Raw genomic sequence first — 16,117 nt, 5'->3', positions numbered from 1 at the left:
GATGGCGATTAAAACTTATAAACCATATACTCCAAGTAGGCGTTATATCACTGGCTTAAGCTCTGAAGACATCACAGCAAAGCCAAGTGTAAGGTCTTTACTTGTAAAGCTTTCTACTCATGCTGGACGCAACAGCTACGGACGCATTACAAGTCGCCACAAAGAAGCAGGAGCGAAAAAGCTTTATAGAATCATCGACTTTAAGCGTCGTAAATTTGGCGTTGAAGGCAAGGTAGAAGCTATAGAATACGATCCATACAGAACTTGCCGTATAGCACTTATTGCTTATAAAGATGGTGATAAACGTTATATACTTCAACCAAGAGGCTTAAAGGTAGGCGATATTATAGCAGCAGCTGAAAGCGGACTTGATATAAAGCCAGGCAATGCTATGAAGCTTAAGAATATCCCAGTTGGAACCATAGTGCATAATGTAGAGCTTAAACCGGGCAAAGGCGGACAAATGATACGCAGTGCTGGAGCTTATGCTCAGCTCATGGGTAAGGAAGAAAAATATGTTATCTTGCGTTTAGCAAGTGGCGAAATGCGTCAAGTTTTAGCTGAATGTATGGCTAGCATTGGCGAAGTTGGCAATGAAGACTGGGCAAATATCACTATAGGTAAAGCAGGACGCAATCGCCACAGAGGAATTCGCCCTCAAACAAGAGGTTCGGCAATGAACCCAGTTGATCACCCACATGGTGGTGGTGAAGGCAAGAAAAATTCAGGTCGTCACCCAGTTACACCTTGGGGCAAACCAACTAAGGGTGCAAAAACGCGTCGTAAAAAAGCAAGCGATAAGCTTATAATCTCAAGAAGAAAAGGAAAATAAGATGGCTAGATCACTGAAAAAAGGTCCTTTTGTCGATGATCATGTAATGAAAAAAGTCATCGCAGCAAAAAAGGCAAATGATAATAAGCCTATAAAAACTTGGAGTCGTCGCTCGACTATAATCCCAGATATGATAGGATTAACCTTTAATGTTCATAACGGCAAAAGCTTCATTCCAGTGTATATCACTGAAAATCACATAGGCTATAAGCTTGGTGAGTTTGCACCAACACGCACATTTAGAGGGCATAAAGGCTCTGTGCAAAAGAAAATCGGTAAGTGAGGTTGATGATGAGTAAAGCATTGATTAAATATATCAGATTATCGCCTACTAAGGCAAGACTTATCGCTAAAGAAGTGCAAGGTATGAATGCTGAACTTGCATTAGCAAGCCTACAATTTACTCCAAATAAGGGTGCAAGATACATAGCAAATGCGATTAAAACAGCAGTTGCAAATGGAAATTTTGAAGCTAATGAAGTCATAGTAAGCTCTTGTAGAGTAGATGCTGGCTCTGTGCTAAAAAGATTTAGACCAAGAGCAAGAGGGAGTGCAAGTCGCATTAGAAAGCCTACTTCTCATATCTTAGTAGAGGTTGCTAAGCAGGCTGAAAAAGAAGTTCAAAAAGTAGAGGCTAAAAAAACAGCACCAAAGGCTAAAACTTCAGCCACAGCTAAGCCAAAAGCAAGCAAAGCACCAGCGAAAAAAGCCACAGCAAAGAAGGAAGATTAAATGGGACAAAAAGTAAATCCGATTGGTTTAAGACTAGGTATTAACAGAAATTGGGAGTCAAGATGGTTTCCAACCAAAGCAAACTTTGTCGAAAATATAGGCGAGGATTACAAGATAAGAGCCTTTTTGAAAAGAAAGCTTTATTATGCTGGAATTTCTCAAATTCTTGTTGAAAGAACAGCTAAAAAGCTTCGTGTAACTGTTGTGGCAGCAAGACCGGGCATAATTATTGGTAAAAAAGGAAGCGATGTTGATAATCTTCGTAAAGAACTTCAAGATTTAATCCACAAAGATGTAAATATCAACATCAAAGAAGAAAGAAAAGCAGGTGCTTCAGCTCAACTTGCTGCTGAAAGCGTAGCTACTCAGCTTGAAAAAAGAATAGCCTTTAGAAGAGCGATGAAAAAAGTTATTCAAGGAGCTCAAAAAGCAGGTGCTAAAGGTATAAAAGTCAGCGTTTCAGGTCGTTTAGGTGGAGCTGAAATGGCAAGAACTGAATGGTATCTTGAAGGACGTGTGCCACTTCATACCTTAAGAGCAAAGATTGATTATGGTTTTGCTGAAGCAAGAACGACTTATGGAAATATAGGCGTTAAGGTATGGATATTTAAAGGTGAAATTTTACAAAAAGGCGTTCAAGCTGATAAAAGTGAGGAAGCAACAGCTGAAACTAAAAAGCCAAGACGCACAAGAAGGAGTAAATAATGTTACTACCAAAAAGAACAAAATACAAAAAGCAAATGAAGGGTAGAAACCGCGGCTATGCTAGTCGTGGCACTGAGCTTACTTTTGGGGATTTTGCTTTAAAGGCTGTTGAGGCTGGACGCATTAATTCACGTCAAATAGAAGCAGCTCGTATCGCTCTTACTCGTTTTGTGAAAAGACAAGGCAAAACTTGGATACGCGTTTTTCCAGACAAACCACTTACCAAAAAACCTTTACAAACTCGTATGGGTAAAGGTAAAGCTGGGGTTGAAGAATGGGTAATGAATATCAAACCGGGTAGAATCATATATGAAATGGCTGGAGTTGATGAGGCTATGGCAAGACAAGCTTTAACTCTTGCTATGCATAAACTTCCTTTTAAAACTAAATTTGTTACAAGAGAGAGCCAAAATGAAATATATTGAGCTTAAAGATAAAACTAAAGAAGAACTAAACACCATGCTTAAAGAGCAAAAGTTGCTTTTGTTTACTGAAAAACAAAGGCTTAGAACTATGCAGCTTACTAATCCTAAGCTCGTAGGACAGATCAGAAAAGACATTGCTAGAATAAGCACTGCAATCAACGCTTTAAAAGGATAAGATTATGGCATTTAAAAGAGAAATTCAAGGCGTTATTGTCCAAATCAGTGGTGATAAAACCGCAAGTGTCTTGGTTGAAAGAAAAGTGGTTCATCCAAGATATAGAAAAATCGTTAAACGCTTTAAAAAATACCTCATACACGATGAGAAAAACGAGGCTAAGGTAGGCGATACTATAGTTGCTGTAGAATGCCGCCCACTTTCAAAAAGAAAGGCTTTTCGTTTAAAATCTGTATTGGCAACAGGAGTTGAGTAATGATACAAAGTTTTACAAGGCTAGCTGTTGCTGATAACAGCGGCGCAAAAGAGCTAATGTGTATAAAGGTTTTAGGCGGTAGTAAAAGACGCTATGCTACCATAGGTGATGTTATCGTTGCATCAGTAAAAAAGGCTTTACCAAATGGTAAGGTAAAAAAAGGACAAGTGGTAAAAGCAGTTATTGTTCGCACCAAAAAAGAAATTCATAGAGACAATGGCTCACTTATCCGCTTTGATGAAAATGCTGCGGTGATTTTAGACAATAAAAGAGAACCGATAGGAACGCGTATCTTTGGACCAGTTGGTAGAGAAGTAAGATATGCAAATTTCATGAAAATCGTTTCTTTAGCACCGGAGGTTTTATAATGAAGCTTAAGATTAAGAAAAACGATGAAGTTAAGATCATTGCTGGTGATGATAAGGGTAAAACAGGCAAAGTTTTAGCTGTATATCCTAAGAAAAATCAAGTTTTGGTTGAGGGTTGTAAGCTTGCTAAAAAAGCTGTAAAACCAAGTGATAAAATCCCAAATGGTGGCTTTATCAACAAAGAAATGCCAATACATATTTCTAATGTAGCAAAGGTTTAAAATGAGACTTAAAGATAGATATAAAGAACAAATTAAGCCAGCCTTAGTAAAAGAATTTGACATTAAAAACCCTATGCTTATCCCAGCCCTTGAAAAAATCGTTATTAGCGTAGGCGCTGGCGAGCTAGCAAAGGATCAAAAGGTTTTGCAAAATATCGCTGATACCATCTCTTTGATCGCTGGACAAAAAGCTTTGATTACTAAAGCAAGAAAATCAGTGGCTGGTTTTAAGGTGCGTGAAGGCTTCCCAGTAGGCGTTATGGTAACTTTAAGAAAAGACAATATGTTTGCCTTTTTAGACAAACTCATCTCTATAGCCTTACCTAGAGTAAAAGACTTTAGAGGCTTAAGCAGAGATGGCTTTGATGGAAGGGGAAATTATAATTTTGGGCTTGATGAACAGCTTATGTTCCCAGAAGTAGAGTATGATAAAATCCTACGCACACACGGCATGAATATTAGCATAGTTACAACAGCACAAAAAGATATTGAGGCGCAAAAGCTTTTAGAATTGTTTGGTGTGCCTTTCGCAAAAGGGAGAGTAAATGGCTAAAAAATCAATGATAGCAAAAGCGGCTAGAAAAGCAAAATTTAGCGTAAGAGCTTATACAAGATGTCAAATTTGTGGGCGTCCGCATTCAGTATATAGAGACTTTGGAATTTGTAGAGTTTGCCTTAGAAAAATGGCAAATGAAGGTTTGATTCCCGGACTTAAAAAATCAAGTTGGTAAGGACAAATAATGATCAATGATATAATTTCAGATTCACTCACTCGTATCAGAAATGCAGGCATGAGAAAGCTTGAAAGCACTAAATTGCTTCACTCAAAGGTGATTGAAGCCTTGGTGGGAATTTTTCAAGCAAAGGGTTATATAGAAAGTTTTAGCGTTATTGAAGAAGATAAGAAAAAATTCATCTCAGTTGTGCTTAAATACGATGAAAGAGGCTCAAGCGTGATTAATGAGATCAAAAGGGTTTCAAAGCCTGGTCGTCGTGTATATAAAGGCAAAGATGAGATCAAACGTTTTAAAAATGGATATGGAACCATAGTTGTAAGCACAAGCAAAGGCGTTTTGGCTAATGATGAAGCTTATAAAATCGGCGTAGGTGGCGAGGTTTTATGCACCATTTGGTGAAAAACTCGCTTAGCTTTTATGGCATTTGGTAAGTTTCTTACCTTAGACAAATAAAAGGAAAAAAAGATGTCTCGTATAGGCAAACAACCAATCACCATTCCAAACGGAGTGGAAGTAAAACTTGAGGGAAATATACTCAAGTTTAAAAAAGGAAATTTAAGTAAAGAGCTTGATACAAAAGCAAATGTGCTTGTCGAGCTTAAAGATAATACCATAGTTTTTGCTCCTAAGGGCGAAGATAGACAAAGTAGGGCGTATTGGGGAACTTATAGAGCCTTAGCAAATAATGTCGTTATAGGCTTAAATGAGGGCTTTAGCAAAACCCTAGAAATCAACGGCGTTGGTTATAAAGCAGCCTTAAAAGGCAAGGTGCTTGAACTCGCACTTGGTTTTTCTCACCCTATCAACTATGCTATACCAGAAGGTATTGAAATCACTGTTGATAAAAATAATATCATCATCAAAGGAAGCGACAAACAAGTCGTAGGACAAGTTGCTGCTCAAATTCGTGAGTTTAGACCGCCAGAGCCTTACAAAGGTAAGGGTGTAAAATATGCTGATGAACGCATAATCCGCAAAGCCGGAAAAACTTCTAAGAAATAAGGGACTAAGATGAGAGCAAATGTATTAAAAAGAAAATTAAGTCTTAGAATCAAAAGAAAAAAACGCATTAGAGCTAAAATTTCAGGCACACAGACTTTGCCTAGAATTTCAGTATTTAAATCAAATCGCACCTTATATGTGCAAGCTATTGATGATGTTAAGGCTGTAACTCTAGCTGCTGTTGATGGACGCAAGCTTGGGGTAAAAGCTAACAAAGAAGGCGCTAAAAAAGTAGGGGCTGAATTTGCAAAGGCTTTAAAGGCTAAAAAGCTTGAAAATGGTGTATTTGATAGAAATGGCTTTGTGTATCACGGCGTTATCGCTGAACTAGCAAATGCCTTAAGAGAAAATGGCATAAAGCTATAAGGGAGAGTAAATGCAAAAGTATAATAAAGAAGAATTCGAAGAAATCATCGTTGATATAGGCAGAGTAACCAAAGTCGTTAAAGGCGGACGCCGCTTCCGCTTTACTGCTCTTGTAGTTGTTGGCAATAAAAAAGGACTTGTAGGCGTTGGTTATGGTAAGGCAAAAGAAGTTCCAGATGCGATTCGCAAAGGGGTTGATGATGCGTTTAAAAATATAGTTGAAGTCAAAACCAAAGGTTCAACTATAGCTCATGATGTGGAAGTAAAATACAATTCAAGTAGAATTTTACTCAAGCCAGCCAGTGAAGGAACAGGCGTTATCGCAGGTGGCTCAACGCGTCCTATAGTTGAACTAGCAGGCATTAAGGACATCTTAACTAAGTCCTTAGGATCAAACAATTCAGCCAATGTCGTTCGTGCAACGATTAAAGCACTTACTATGCTTAAAGGATAAGAGATGAATTTAACAAAAGCAGACGGATCGACACGAAAGATCAAAAGAATAGGACGCGGACAAGGTAGCGGACACGGAAAAACAGCAACCAAAGGTGGTAAAGGACAAACTGCAAGAAAAGGTTATAATGAAAAAAGAGGCTTTGAAGGCGGACAACAACCTTTACAAAGACGTTTGCCAAAGGTAGGTTTTACTTCAAAGATACAAAAACCTTATGTGATTAATGTTGAAAAGGTAAAAGCTGTTGCAGAACTTAGTGAAATCAGCTTTGAGAGCATTAAAAGCGTGCATAAATTTGCAAAGTCAGTTGAAAAGATCAAACTCATCGGTAAATCAGCTAAGGCTCTTGCAAGCAAAATCAAAGATGAAAAAATCAGCGTAAGCGGAAGCAAAGAATGAGTAAAAGTTTAATCAATAAAATTCTCATCACACTTGCTTTTTTATTTGCCTACCGCGTTCTAGCCTTTGTGCCAGTTCCGGGGGTAAATGCAGAAGTGATTGCTGAGTTTTTTAACCAAAACAGCCAAAATGCACTTGGGCTTTTTAATATGTTTAGCGGTGGGGCAGCTGAACGATTTTCTATCATCTCGCTTGGCATTATGCCTTACATTACAGCTTCTATTATCATGGAGCTTTTAGCAGCTACTTTTCCTAATATAGGCAAGATGAAAAAAGAACGCGATGGTATGCAAAAATACATGCAAATCATACGCTACGCAACCATAGCTATAACCTTAGTGCAGAGTATAGGCGTAAGTATAGGGCTTCAAAGCCTAAGTGGCACAGGTGGTAAAAGCGCGATTATGATCGAGGATTTAAATACCTTCATCGCACTTTCAGCTGTTTCTATGCTAGCTGGAACTATGCTTTTAATGTGGCTTGGCGAGCAAATCACTCAAAGAGGCGTGGGAAATGGAATTTCACTCATCATCTTTGCTGGTATAGTTTCAAGCATACCTTCAGCTATTAGCAGTTCAGTAGGATTAATCAATACAGGCGAGATGAATATACTTGTGGCAGTGGCTATACTTGCTATCATTTTACTCACCATTTGGGCGATTATTTATGTTGAACTTGGAGAAAGACGCATACCTATTTCTTACTCAAGAAAAGTAGTTATGCAAAATCAAAACAAACGCATTATGAATTATATCCCTATTAAAGTGAATTTAAGTGGGGTTATACCGCCTATTTTTGCTGGGGCGATTTTGACTTTTCCAGCAACTATTTTGCAAGCTAGCACAAATGAATACATAAGAATACTTAATGATTATCTTAATCCTCAAGGTTATTTGTTTCATCTGCTTACTTTCTTGTTTGTGATTTTCTTTGCGTATTTTTATGCAAGCATAGTTTTTAATGCTAAGGATATAGCGGAAAATCTCAAAAAACAAGGTGGCTTTATACCGGGGATTAGACCGGGTGAGGGCACTTCAAACTACTTAAATGAAGTTGCTTCAAGGCTTACGCTTTCAGGCTCAATTTATCTTGGCTTGATTACAACCTTACCTTGGCTTTTGGTGAAATTTTTGGGCGTGCCATTTTATTTTGGTGGCACTTCTGTGCTTATCGTTGTTCAAGTTGCTCTTGATACGATGAGAAAAATAGAAGCTCAAATTTATATGAACAAATACCAAACTCTTAGTGCTGTAAATCTTTAAAAACTCAAAGTAAGGCTAAATTAAAGCCTTACTTTTTTGTATAGTTTTTTATCAAGTTCTTTTATCAAGATATATCAATTTTTATACTTTCATTATAAGTAAGATAACAAACACAAACAAGAATGAAAATTTTAAAACTGATGTAAAAACAAATTACTTTTTTAGCGATTTTTTTCTTGAGACGATAAGAAGCTGTGTTTTTGGATTTTATCTTACTAAACACAGCTTTATAAAGCATTTTGACTTTTTTAAAAAGCCTATTTTCAAGCTTTTTGTGTTTAAAGCTTGAATTCGTGGATTTTGTTTTCTATTTCAAGGGCTTTTTGATCAAGGTCTTTTGAGCTTGAAGATATGGTATTCATCTCTTCATCGATGATTTGCAAGTTATGATTAAGGGTTTTGTTGTTTTCAAGCAAGGCTTGCGTATCAAGACTGAGTTTTTTAGCACTGCTTAAGCTTTCCTCTGCGATTGAACTTACAGCTTTGATTTTGTTGCTACTTTCTTCTATGAAACTCTCGATTTCTTGGGAACGATCAGCGATGCTAAAGAATTTTTTGGCATTATTTGTGATTTGTGAGCTGACTTGATCGATGGATTGAATGATAGTATTGATCGTAACATTAATCTGCGCAAGCGAGCTTTGCGTCCTTTCAGCTAATTTTCTTACCTCATCAGCTACCACAGCAAAGCCTCGTCCATATTCACCGGCTCTAGCTGCTTCTATAGCAGCATTTAAAGCTAAAAGATTGGTTTGCTCGGCGATTACAGCTATGGTTGTGAGTATGCTTTTGATATTTTGAGCTTCATCATTAAGCAAATACACATTATTAGCAAGCTCTTCTTGAGCCTTTGCATTTTCTTGCACGCTACCTGTAAATTCAGCAATTCTTACAACACTTTGCTCCAAATCACTTTGGGCGCTAAGCATATCTTCAAGCGTTGCATTTGTTTTTAAGGTATTGTCTTCAAGAGCCTTTTCCACATCTTTGCTTATATTTTCAGAAAAATTAGAAAGCTTAAAACCTTCTTTAGTGCTTTCTAAAGCCTTACTAGCGTTAAGCAAAAGATTTTTAGAAGTGTCAAGGTTGAATTTGCTTTGTTTATTCAGATCGATGAAAAGCTCTTTTAATACACCCAAAAACTCAGCCATAGCTCTGGAAGTAACGCCAAGTTCATCATTGCCATACTTATTTAAAATATTTGTCTCGCTGAGGTTTTTAGTATCTTTAAGACGGATAAAATAATCCCTTAAAGCCTTAATCCTATGCGTGATATCATGAATGAAAAAATGCCCTATACATAAAGTCAGCAAAATCACAACAACAAGGCTAGCAAGCACAAAAACAAAACTAAAAAAATGCGAATTTTCAATCTGCTCGATTTTAGTAATCAAATCCGAAGAAAGCTCATCTTCAAGGACTTTTAACAAGCTAATCTTATCAGTTATGACACCAAACCAATACATTGCATCTACGCCAAAATTTCCATCTATAAAATGTTCATTAGCGATTTTTCTTATTTTTTCTACCTCAATAAAGCTTTTATCTTGAGTAAAATCTTGATATTTAACGATAAATTTACCATCAGCATAACGTTTAAAAAGACCTAAATACACATCTTGAGTTGCAACCAAAGATAAAAATCTGCTATATACTCCATCATTAAATTTATTAGCACCAAAAGCGTTTGAAAGTGCTGCTCTTTCTTGTCCGGCAAGCTCTTTTAGGCTAACAAAATTTACATAAGCGATTAAGGATTTTGTAAGCTTGTTATCTGCGCTTGAATTTGATACTTCAGTGATGATTTGAATAGCTCTTTGAATGCTTTGTGTGTAAAAGTTTATCGCTTCATTTGCTTTGATATCAAGCTTATCAATCTTTGCTCTCATCGTTGGAAGCTCGTAAAGAAAATTTGAAATTGCATTAAAATCATCTTGCATAAGCACAGAAAATTTACTCTTATCTACAGAATTTAAAACCTCAGTAAGCTGTTTTGCGCTCTCATCGCTCGTAATTCTTTGTTTTTGTAAATTTGCTTTAAAACTCTCATCTGCATTTGAACCTATAAAACCAGAAGTCAAACCTCTTTCTTTTTGTAGCTCGTGTATCAAATCAGTGAGTTTATCAGAAGCTATGATTTTGGCTTTTAAAAACTTGGCTTGCTCAAATTCATCATAACGTTCGCTGATAACAAAAAGAGAAATAGCAATCAGCGCTGATACTGGGATAAGCACAATCAAAAACATTTTTATGTTGATTTTGATGTTTTTTAACGACATTAGTTTTCCTTTTTTTGAATTTGCTCTTTAAGAATGTTTCGTTAATCCTATATTAACTTTTCTTAAACGCGCCTTGAATTTTCAAAAAAAAAAAAAAACAGATAGAGTGTAACAAAATGTAACTTTTTTTATCAAAAATTACTTTATTTTTATTAATTTCGCCTTTTATACTCCTCATACTCGAATTTTCTTATAAGCTCTAATTTACCCTTAGCATTTAAAAAGATCAAATTTGGCAGCTTTACGCCGTTAAAAGTCGTGTTTTTGACTATGCTATAATGAGCCTGATCTAAAAAAACCACCTTATCGCCTCTGTTTAAGGGCTGTTTAAAGGCGTATTCGCCCATCACATCGCCAGCTAAGCAAGTATTTCCAGCTAAAAGATAGGCAAATTCATCATTATTAAGCTCGCTTACTTGCTCGCCCTCTCTTGTAGCAAGCACTCTTGCATTTGCCACCTCACTTGTATAAGGCATGATAATGGTATCAGGCATATGTGCTTCACTTGAGGTATCTAAAATGGCTATGTTTTTTTCATTTTTAATGATATCAATCACGCTTGCTACTAAGGTGCCTACTTCCCAGCCCACCGCTTCGCCCGGCTCTAAATACACTTGCACCCCATAAGTATCGCTAAATTTTTTACACAGATTAATTAGCTTTTGCGTATCATAACCCTTTTTTGTGATATGATGACCGCCTCCAAAATTCACCCATTTCATCTTTGCAATAAAGGGCTTAAATTTAGCCTCAAACTCCTTTAAAACAAGCTCTAAGCTTGCAGCACTTTCCTCACATAAAGCATGAAAATGAAGCCCATTTACTGCGCTTAAATCTGCATTTTCTAAATCTTTTGCTCTTATACCAAGCCTTGAAAAACGCCCGCAAGGATTGTAAAGCTCTTTTGGAGCAAGGCTAAACTCAAGATTACAACGCAAACCAAGTTCTTTTTTTGCCTCTAAGGCTTTGTGTTTATAACGCTCAAACTGAAAAAGTGAATTAAACACTATATGCCCTGAAAGAGCGATGATCTCATCTATCTCATCATCTTTAAAAGCTGGGCTATAAGTGTGAATTTCTTTATCCATATACTCTTTTGCAAACTTAGCTTCAAAAAGCCCACTACAAGTAGCTCCGCTGAGATATTCGCCAACTATCTTAAGCGTACTTGAAACAGCATAGCCCTTTAAAGCAAGCAAAATCTTTGCCCCACTTTGCTCGCTAATATTTGCTAAAAGTTCGCAGTTTTTACGCAATGTGCCTTCTTCTATCACATAAGCAGGGCTAAACTCTAGTTTATCAAGATGATCTAAAATTTGCATATCAAGCCTTTTTAATTTTATTTGTGTTATTATATAATGTATTGCTTATATGAAGGATAAAAATGATAGAACTTGAGTTTTTAGGACCCATTCAAAAGCCAAAATTAAAGCTTGAAATCAGCACTTTAAAAGAACTTAAAGAATTTTTGCAAAAAGATGAAGAGCTTAAAGATTGGCTTGAACTTTGTGCTATTAGCATCAATGAAAAAATCATCACCGATATTAACACACCCCTAAAACACGGCGACAAAATCGCTCTTTTACCCCCAGTAAGTGGAGGCTAAGTGTGTTTGAGCTTTATAAGGGGAGTTTAAATGTGCCGCTTTTATATGCAAAATGGTATGAAGCTTATAAGGGTGCAAATTTAGGAGCTTTTGTAAGTTTTTGTGGTATAGTTCGTGCTGAAGATATGCTTGAGGGCTTAAGCTTTGATATTTATGAAAACTTGCTTCGCTCTTGGTTTAGCACTTGGCAAGAAAGGGTAGAAGAAGAAGGCGTGAAGCTGTGTTTTGCTCATTCTATAGGCGATGTAGGGGTGCATGAAAGTTCTTATTTGGCTGGAGTATTTAGCAAGCAAAGAAAGCTTGGCTTAGCACTTATCAATGACTTTGTAGAGGATTTTAAAGCAAATGCGCCTATTTGGAAATATGATCTTTTAAAAGGACAAAGAATTTATGCTAAAGATCGCTCAATCAAGCTTTTAGGCGCTGGGCTTTTAAGCGATAAAGGATAATAATGCTAGAATATCTTAAAGCCTTAGAAGTGCTTAAAAAACGAATTTTACCTTATGAACGCATAGAAAAAGTGGCGATAACTGAATGTCTAGGACGCATTTTAGCCGAGGATATACGAGCAAGGGCTGATTTTCCAGCCTTTAAAACAGCGAGTATGGACGGCTACGGGGTTAAATTTAGCGAACAAGATAAGCCCTTAAAAATACTTGGCAAAACCGCAGCCGGACAAATGCCTAGCTTTAAACTTAAAAACGAAGAATGCGTAAAAACCTTTACTGGCTCTTTGCTTTGTGAAGGAGCTGATACGCTTGTGCCGGTTGAAAATGTCCGCGTTGAGGGGGATTTACTCTTTGTTGAAAAACAAGTTGCAAAAGGCTTTGCAGTAAGACAAGTTGGTGAAAGCTATCACAAAGATGAACTTTTACTGAGCAAAGGCACAAGGCTTGATTATAGTGAATTAGCCCTTTTAGCTGAGCTTGGTTTTTTTCATATCAGCGTTTTTATCAAGCCTAAAATCGGCATTTTAAGTAGTGGCGATGAGCTTAAGGACTTAGGCGAAAGCTTAGAAAATCCAGCTCAAATTTATTCAAGCAATCACCTTGCCCTTGCAAGCTTGGTTAAAAAATTTGGCGGTGAGCCTCTTATCTTTCCTCTTTTAAAAGATGAGGCAAAAGAAGTAAGCTTGAGGCTTAAAAACGCCCTTAAAAGCTGTGATCTTTTAATCACTACAGGTGGGGTTTCAATGGGGGATTTTGACTTTTTAAAACAAGAGCTTTTAAACTATGAACTTCTTGTTGATAAAGTTAGCATTAAACCTGGAAGGCACATTAAAATCGCTGTTTTTGAGGATAAGTTTATCCTTGCTTTACCCGGCTTTGCGTATTCAGCTATGGTAACTTTTCATCTTTTTGCAAGAGTGATTTTAAATCATTGGCTTTTACAAGGCGAGCTAAAGACTATCAAAGCCTTTTTAAAGCAAGATTATGTAAAAAAATCTGATCTTTTAGAATGCGTAGCGTGCAATCTTAGCTTTGAAGAAGGTAAGGTTTATGTGGATTTAGAGGGCAAAAAATCTGGCTCAAGTGCGATTTTAGCTAATCTTAATCACAACGCAGCCTTACTCATCGCACCCTTAGAAGCAAAGGAGCTTAAAAAAGGGGATTTGGTTAAAGTGCTTCTTTTAGGTTAGGCTTTATGATAGAAAAACAAAGTTTAGAGCAACTCAAAGCAAGGGCTGATATAGTTGATATTATCGCTCATTATGTTGAGGTAAAAAAACAAGGCGCAAGCTTTGTGTGCGTATGTCCTTTTCATGATGATAAAAGTCCAAGCATGCATATAAACTCACTTAAAGGCTTTTATCACTGCTTTGCGTGTAAGGCTGGTGGAGATGTGTTTAAATTTGTGCAAGATTTTGAGCACATAGATTTTCAAGCAGCGGTTGAAAAAGTAGCTTCTTGGAGTAATTTTGCCCTAAGTTACACCCATGAAAAACAAGAAAATACCAAAAGCTTAATGCATATACTGCCTACTTTAAACGCCTTTTACAAACAAAATTTAAGCAAAGAAAAAGTGGCTTTACATTATCTTTATGAAAGAAAGCTAAGTGATGAGGATATACGCGAATTTGAGCTTGGATTTGCTCCAAATTCAAATGAAAGTTTAAGACTCTTGCAAAATGAAAATATAGACTTGCAAGATGCTTTAGAGGCTGGAGCGATCAAATTTCATCCAGAGCAAAAAAGCTATTATGCAAGCTTTATTCAAAGGATCACTTTTCCAATCTATGATCACAAGGGCTTGCTTATAGGCTTTGGAGGAAGAAGCCTTGATGCAAAAAATCCAGCCAAATATGTCAATTCACCCCAAAGCAAGCTTTTTGATAAATCGCGTGTATTTTATGCTTTAAATTTAGCTAAAGATGCCATTGCTAAAAGCAAAGAAATGATTATTTGTGAGGGCTATATGGACGCCATTGCCTTTCATAAAGCTGGAGTTAAAAACGCTGTAGCCGTGCTTGGCACAGCCTTAAGCGAAAATCACTTGCCCTTAATCAAACGTTTTGAAGCTAAGGTTATATTGTGCTTTGATAGCGATGAGGCTGGGCTAAAAGCTGCCATTCGCTCAGCCTTGCTTTTAAGCACACACAAAATAGATGGCAAAGTCATCATACTTGAGGGCGGAAAAGACCCAGCGGACTTAGTCGCAAATGGGGACAAGGCTAAACTTATAGAACTTCTTGAGGCTGGGGTTGAGCTTGGCGAGTTTTATATCAAAGAGCTGATTAACGCACATAGCCTAAGCTCAGCCCTTGATAAACAACTTGCCTTAGAAGCAGTGCAAAAATACTGCTTTGAGCTTGAACCCTTAGTCGCTCAAAGTTATGAACCCTTAGTCGCACGGCTTCTTGGTGTAAAAGAAGAATTTATTAAACTCAGCAAAACAAGAAAGCCACCCAAACTTCAAAATGAAGTAAGTTTTGCAAAAGCAAGTAATGCTGGCTTACAAATCAATATCGCCGAGCTTGAAATATGCAAATTTTTGTTTGAAAACCCCCAGTTTCACAGCCTTTTTTATGAGATCAGCGATGAAAGGTATTTTAAACACCAAGTTATTTTAAAAGCTATTTTGGCTCAAAAAGGCATAGAAGAAGCAAGCATTAGAGAGCTTTTAGAGCTAAATTTAAAAGGCTTAAATGATAAAACTGAGTTTTTATGTAGCATATATAAACTGCATTTTAGCGTGCTAAACTCAAGCAAAACACTAAGCCAAAAAGCCGCTTTTATCAAACAAATTTTAGCCTTTCTTGATAGGGATTTACTTAAAATCAAAAAGCGATTAGAAACAAGCTTTGATCTTTTTTTAGAAGATTTACTGCGTTTTTTAAATCAAGAACAAGATGAAAACGAGCTTATTTTTATACTCAAAAATTTACAACACTTTTCTAAGTTTAGTAAAGATGAAAATTTACTCAAAGTCATTGAAGCAAAAATCTCTAAGCACGAAGTTCAAGTATTTTAAGCTCATCATTTTCAAGTCTTTGATAAAAGTCTTTGCTTAAATTTTCTTCAAGCTTACTTAAATTCTCAAGTTCTTTATACTCGCTTGGGTATTCTTGCTTTAAACGCGTTTGTTCAAGAGTGCTTAAAGAGCTCAAACCCTCTTCTAAAGCTTTTTGTTTGAGATTTTCTTCCTCGTCTTTATCTTTTGAGTTTTTTGACTTTGAGCTTGCAATCTCAGTTGCTCCAACAAGTTTTTTAAAGAAATTCTCCCCAGCTTCTTTAAGCTCTTTGATAAAAGAAATTCTTTGCTCTTTAGCATCTTTTTCACCTTGTTTAATCTCGCCATCAAGGTTTTTATCCTTTGAAAGTGCGTAATTAAGCTTTTCATTTTCATTGGCATCAGCACTTATGGTACTTTCATAGGATCGAAGTGAGGCAAGTTTTTCAAGAGCATTTGCATTTGAGTTTGAAAAGCTCACAGTGCTGCTTAAAGAGCTTGCTTGTAAAGACTGCCCAGAGCTTACTTTTTCATACCAAGAAGATACAAAACGTTCAGCCCTGCCATTTAGCCTTACAGAGCCATCATCTCTAGTATAAAAATTTGCATAATCATTGATATTTTCACGCAAGCGAGCAAAATTTTCATCACTTAAACTTGTTGAAACAAGCTTACCACTTTTAGCATCTTCAAAGATGACACGCACTCCAGAGTTTTGCTCTTTATCAAGCTTTACAAGCTTTTTTTCATCGATTTTTTCTTTAATCAAATCGCCTAAACCCTTATCTTTAAGCGGAGTTTGTGTAGAATGAGTTATTTGCACTTTTTATCCTTAGAAAATATAATTT

At 36.7% G+C, this 16,117-nt stretch carries 24 protein-coding genes; 21 read left to right on the top strand and 3 right to left on the bottom strand.

Annotated elements, in window-relative coordinates; translation table 11 throughout:
- Window position 1: 1 nt before the first annotated feature.
- The 17 genes from rplB (at window position 2) to secY (ending at window position 7,934) form a co-directional block, all read left to right on the top strand.
- The gene (gene rplB / locus CQA38_RS02770; protein WP_137632468.1) at window positions 2–832 is read left to right on the top strand and encodes a 50S ribosomal protein L2; all 831 of its coding nucleotides are present in this window, start codon (window positions 2–4) and stop codon (window positions 830–832) included.
- A 1-nt stretch (window position 833) separates the two neighbouring features.
- Window positions 834–1,115 carry a 30S ribosomal protein S19 gene (gene rpsS, locus CQA38_RS02765; RefSeq protein WP_137632467.1) on the top strand — a complete coding sequence of 94 codons (282 nt, stop codon included), beginning with the start codon at window positions 834–836 and terminating at the stop codon, window positions 1,113–1,115.
- 8 nt (window positions 1,116–1,123) lie between these two features.
- Complete coding sequence (gene rplV / locus CQA38_RS02760; protein WP_137632466.1) at window positions 1,124–1,564, top strand: 50S ribosomal protein L22; 441 nt, start codon at window positions 1,124–1,126, stop codon at window positions 1,562–1,564.
- Window positions 1,565–2,269 (top strand): 30S ribosomal protein S3, encoded by a 705-nt coding sequence (gene rpsC, locus CQA38_RS02755; protein ID WP_034905509.1) that lies wholly within the window; start codon window positions 1,565–1,567, stop codon window positions 2,267–2,269.
- Window positions 2,269–2,694, top strand: a complete 426-nt coding sequence (rplP, locus tag CQA38_RS02750) for a 50S ribosomal protein L16 (RefSeq protein WP_137632465.1) — start codon at window positions 2,269–2,271, stop codon at window positions 2,692–2,694. The genes rpsC and rplP overlap by 1 nt, the downstream gene beginning before the upstream one ends.
- A complete protein-coding gene (gene rpmC, locus CQA38_RS02745; protein ID WP_137632464.1) occupies window positions 2,681–2,869 on the top strand; it encodes a 50S ribosomal protein L29 in 189 nt (62 codons plus the stop codon). Before rplP ends, rpmC begins: the two co-directional genes overlap by 14 nt.
- A gap of 4 nt (window positions 2,870–2,873) precedes the next feature.
- Window positions 2,874–3,125, top strand: coding sequence for a 30S ribosomal protein S17 (gene rpsQ, locus CQA38_RS02740; RefSeq protein WP_137632463.1), 252 nt, complete (start codon window positions 2,874–2,876; stop codon window positions 3,123–3,125).
- On the top strand, window positions 3,125–3,493 hold the full coding sequence (rplN, locus tag CQA38_RS02735; RefSeq protein WP_137632462.1) for a 50S ribosomal protein L14: 369 nt from the start codon (window positions 3,125–3,127) through the stop codon (window positions 3,491–3,493). The genes rpsQ and rplN overlap by 1 nt, the downstream gene beginning before the upstream one ends.
- The gene (rplX, locus tag CQA38_RS02730; protein ID WP_034905518.1) at window positions 3,493–3,714 is read left to right on the top strand and encodes a 50S ribosomal protein L24; all 222 of its coding nucleotides are present in this window, start codon (window positions 3,493–3,495) and stop codon (window positions 3,712–3,714) included. The genes rplN and rplX overlap by 1 nt, the downstream gene beginning before the upstream one ends.
- 1 nt (window position 3,715) lies before the next feature.
- Window positions 3,716–4,267 (top strand): 50S ribosomal protein L5, encoded by a 552-nt coding sequence (gene rplE, locus CQA38_RS02725; protein ID WP_137632461.1) that lies wholly within the window; start codon window positions 3,716–3,718, stop codon window positions 4,265–4,267.
- Window positions 4,260–4,445: a type Z 30S ribosomal protein S14 gene (locus tag CQA38_RS02720; protein WP_034905521.1), complete on the top strand. Its 186-nt coding sequence runs from the start codon at window positions 4,260–4,262 to the stop codon at window positions 4,443–4,445. Before rplE ends, CQA38_RS02720 begins: the two co-directional genes overlap by 8 nt.
- A gap of 9 nt (window positions 4,446–4,454) precedes the next feature.
- Window positions 4,455–4,850, top strand: coding sequence for a 30S ribosomal protein S8 (gene rpsH, locus CQA38_RS02715; protein ID WP_137632460.1), 396 nt, complete (start codon window positions 4,455–4,457; stop codon window positions 4,848–4,850).
- A gap of 66 nt (window positions 4,851–4,916) precedes the next feature.
- A complete protein-coding gene (rplF, locus tag CQA38_RS02710) occupies window positions 4,917–5,453 on the top strand; it encodes a 50S ribosomal protein L6 (protein ID WP_137632459.1) in 537 nt (178 codons plus the stop codon).
- Window positions 5,454–5,462: 9 nt separating this feature from the next.
- Entirely contained in the window at window positions 5,463–5,819 is a 357-nt protein-coding gene (gene rplR, locus CQA38_RS02705) for a 50S ribosomal protein L18 (RefSeq protein ID WP_034905526.1), read from the top strand.
- Between the two features lie 10 nt (window positions 5,820–5,829).
- Window positions 5,830–6,273, top strand: coding sequence for a 30S ribosomal protein S5 (rpsE, locus tag CQA38_RS02700; protein WP_034905528.1), 444 nt, complete (start codon window positions 5,830–5,832; stop codon window positions 6,271–6,273).
- Between the two features lie 3 nt (window positions 6,274–6,276).
- Window positions 6,277–6,672: a 50S ribosomal protein L15 gene (gene rplO, locus CQA38_RS02695; RefSeq protein WP_137632458.1), complete on the top strand. Its 396-nt coding sequence runs from the start codon at window positions 6,277–6,279 to the stop codon at window positions 6,670–6,672.
- Window positions 6,669–7,934, top strand: coding sequence for a preprotein translocase subunit SecY (gene secY, locus CQA38_RS02690; RefSeq protein ID WP_137632457.1), 1,266 nt, complete (start codon window positions 6,669–6,671; stop codon window positions 7,932–7,934). Before rplO ends, secY begins: the two co-directional genes overlap by 4 nt.
- 278 nt (window positions 7,935–8,212) lie before the next feature.
- Here secY and CQA38_RS02685 read toward each other — a convergent pair whose 3' ends face one another.
- Both CQA38_RS02685 and nspC read right to left on the bottom strand, forming a co-directional pair.
- A complete protein-coding gene (locus CQA38_RS02685) occupies window positions 8,213–10,213 on the bottom strand; it encodes a methyl-accepting chemotaxis protein (RefSeq protein ID WP_137632456.1) in 2,001 nt (666 codons plus the stop codon).
- A 152-nt stretch (window positions 10,214–10,365) separates the two neighbouring features.
- Window positions 10,366–11,535 (bottom strand): carboxynorspermidine decarboxylase, encoded by a 1,170-nt coding sequence (nspC, locus tag CQA38_RS02680; RefSeq protein ID WP_137632455.1) that lies wholly within the window; start codon window positions 11,533–11,535, stop codon window positions 10,366–10,368.
- A 62-nt stretch (window positions 11,536–11,597) separates the two neighbouring features.
- On the opposite strand from nspC, the gene CQA38_RS02675 reads away from it, so the two are divergent.
- Genes CQA38_RS02675 through dnaG form a run of 4 tightly spaced genes read left to right on the top strand, consistent with a single transcriptional unit; the run spans window position 11,598 to window position 15,290 of the window.
- Window positions 11,598–11,819 (top strand): MoaD/ThiS family protein, encoded by a 222-nt coding sequence (locus CQA38_RS02675; RefSeq protein ID WP_137632454.1) that lies wholly within the window; start codon window positions 11,598–11,600, stop codon window positions 11,817–11,819.
- Between the two features lie 2 nt (window positions 11,820–11,821).
- Window positions 11,822–12,268, top strand: coding sequence for a molybdenum cofactor biosynthesis protein MoaE (locus CQA38_RS02670; RefSeq protein WP_137632453.1), 447 nt, complete (start codon window positions 11,822–11,824; stop codon window positions 12,266–12,268).
- Complete coding sequence (locus CQA38_RS02665; RefSeq protein WP_137632452.1) at window positions 12,268–13,458, top strand: molybdopterin molybdotransferase MoeA; 1,191 nt, start codon at window positions 12,268–12,270, stop codon at window positions 13,456–13,458. The genes CQA38_RS02670 and CQA38_RS02665 overlap by 1 nt, the downstream gene beginning before the upstream one ends.
- Before the next feature lie 5 nt (window positions 13,459–13,463).
- Complete coding sequence (gene dnaG / locus CQA38_RS02660; protein WP_137632451.1) at window positions 13,464–15,290, top strand: DNA primase; 1,827 nt, start codon at window positions 13,464–13,466, stop codon at window positions 15,288–15,290.
- Here the strand turns inward: dnaG and CQA38_RS02655 are convergent.
- Window positions 15,265–16,092 carry a hypothetical protein gene (locus CQA38_RS02655; protein ID WP_137632450.1) on the bottom strand — a complete coding sequence of 276 codons (828 nt, stop codon included), beginning with the start codon at window positions 16,090–16,092 and terminating at the stop codon, window positions 15,265–15,267. The genes dnaG and CQA38_RS02655 overlap by 26 nt on opposite strands.
- Between the last annotated feature and the right edge of the window lie 25 nt (window positions 16,093–16,117).

The sequence above is a fragment of the Campylobacter sp. MIT 12-5580 genome (genome assembly GCF_005406235.1).
Taxonomy (GTDB): domain Bacteria; phylum Campylobacterota; class Campylobacteria; order Campylobacterales; family Campylobacteraceae; genus Campylobacter_D.
The sequence above is the reverse complement of the archived record's forward strand: the minus strand, read 5'-3'. Positions and strand labels throughout refer to the sequence as shown.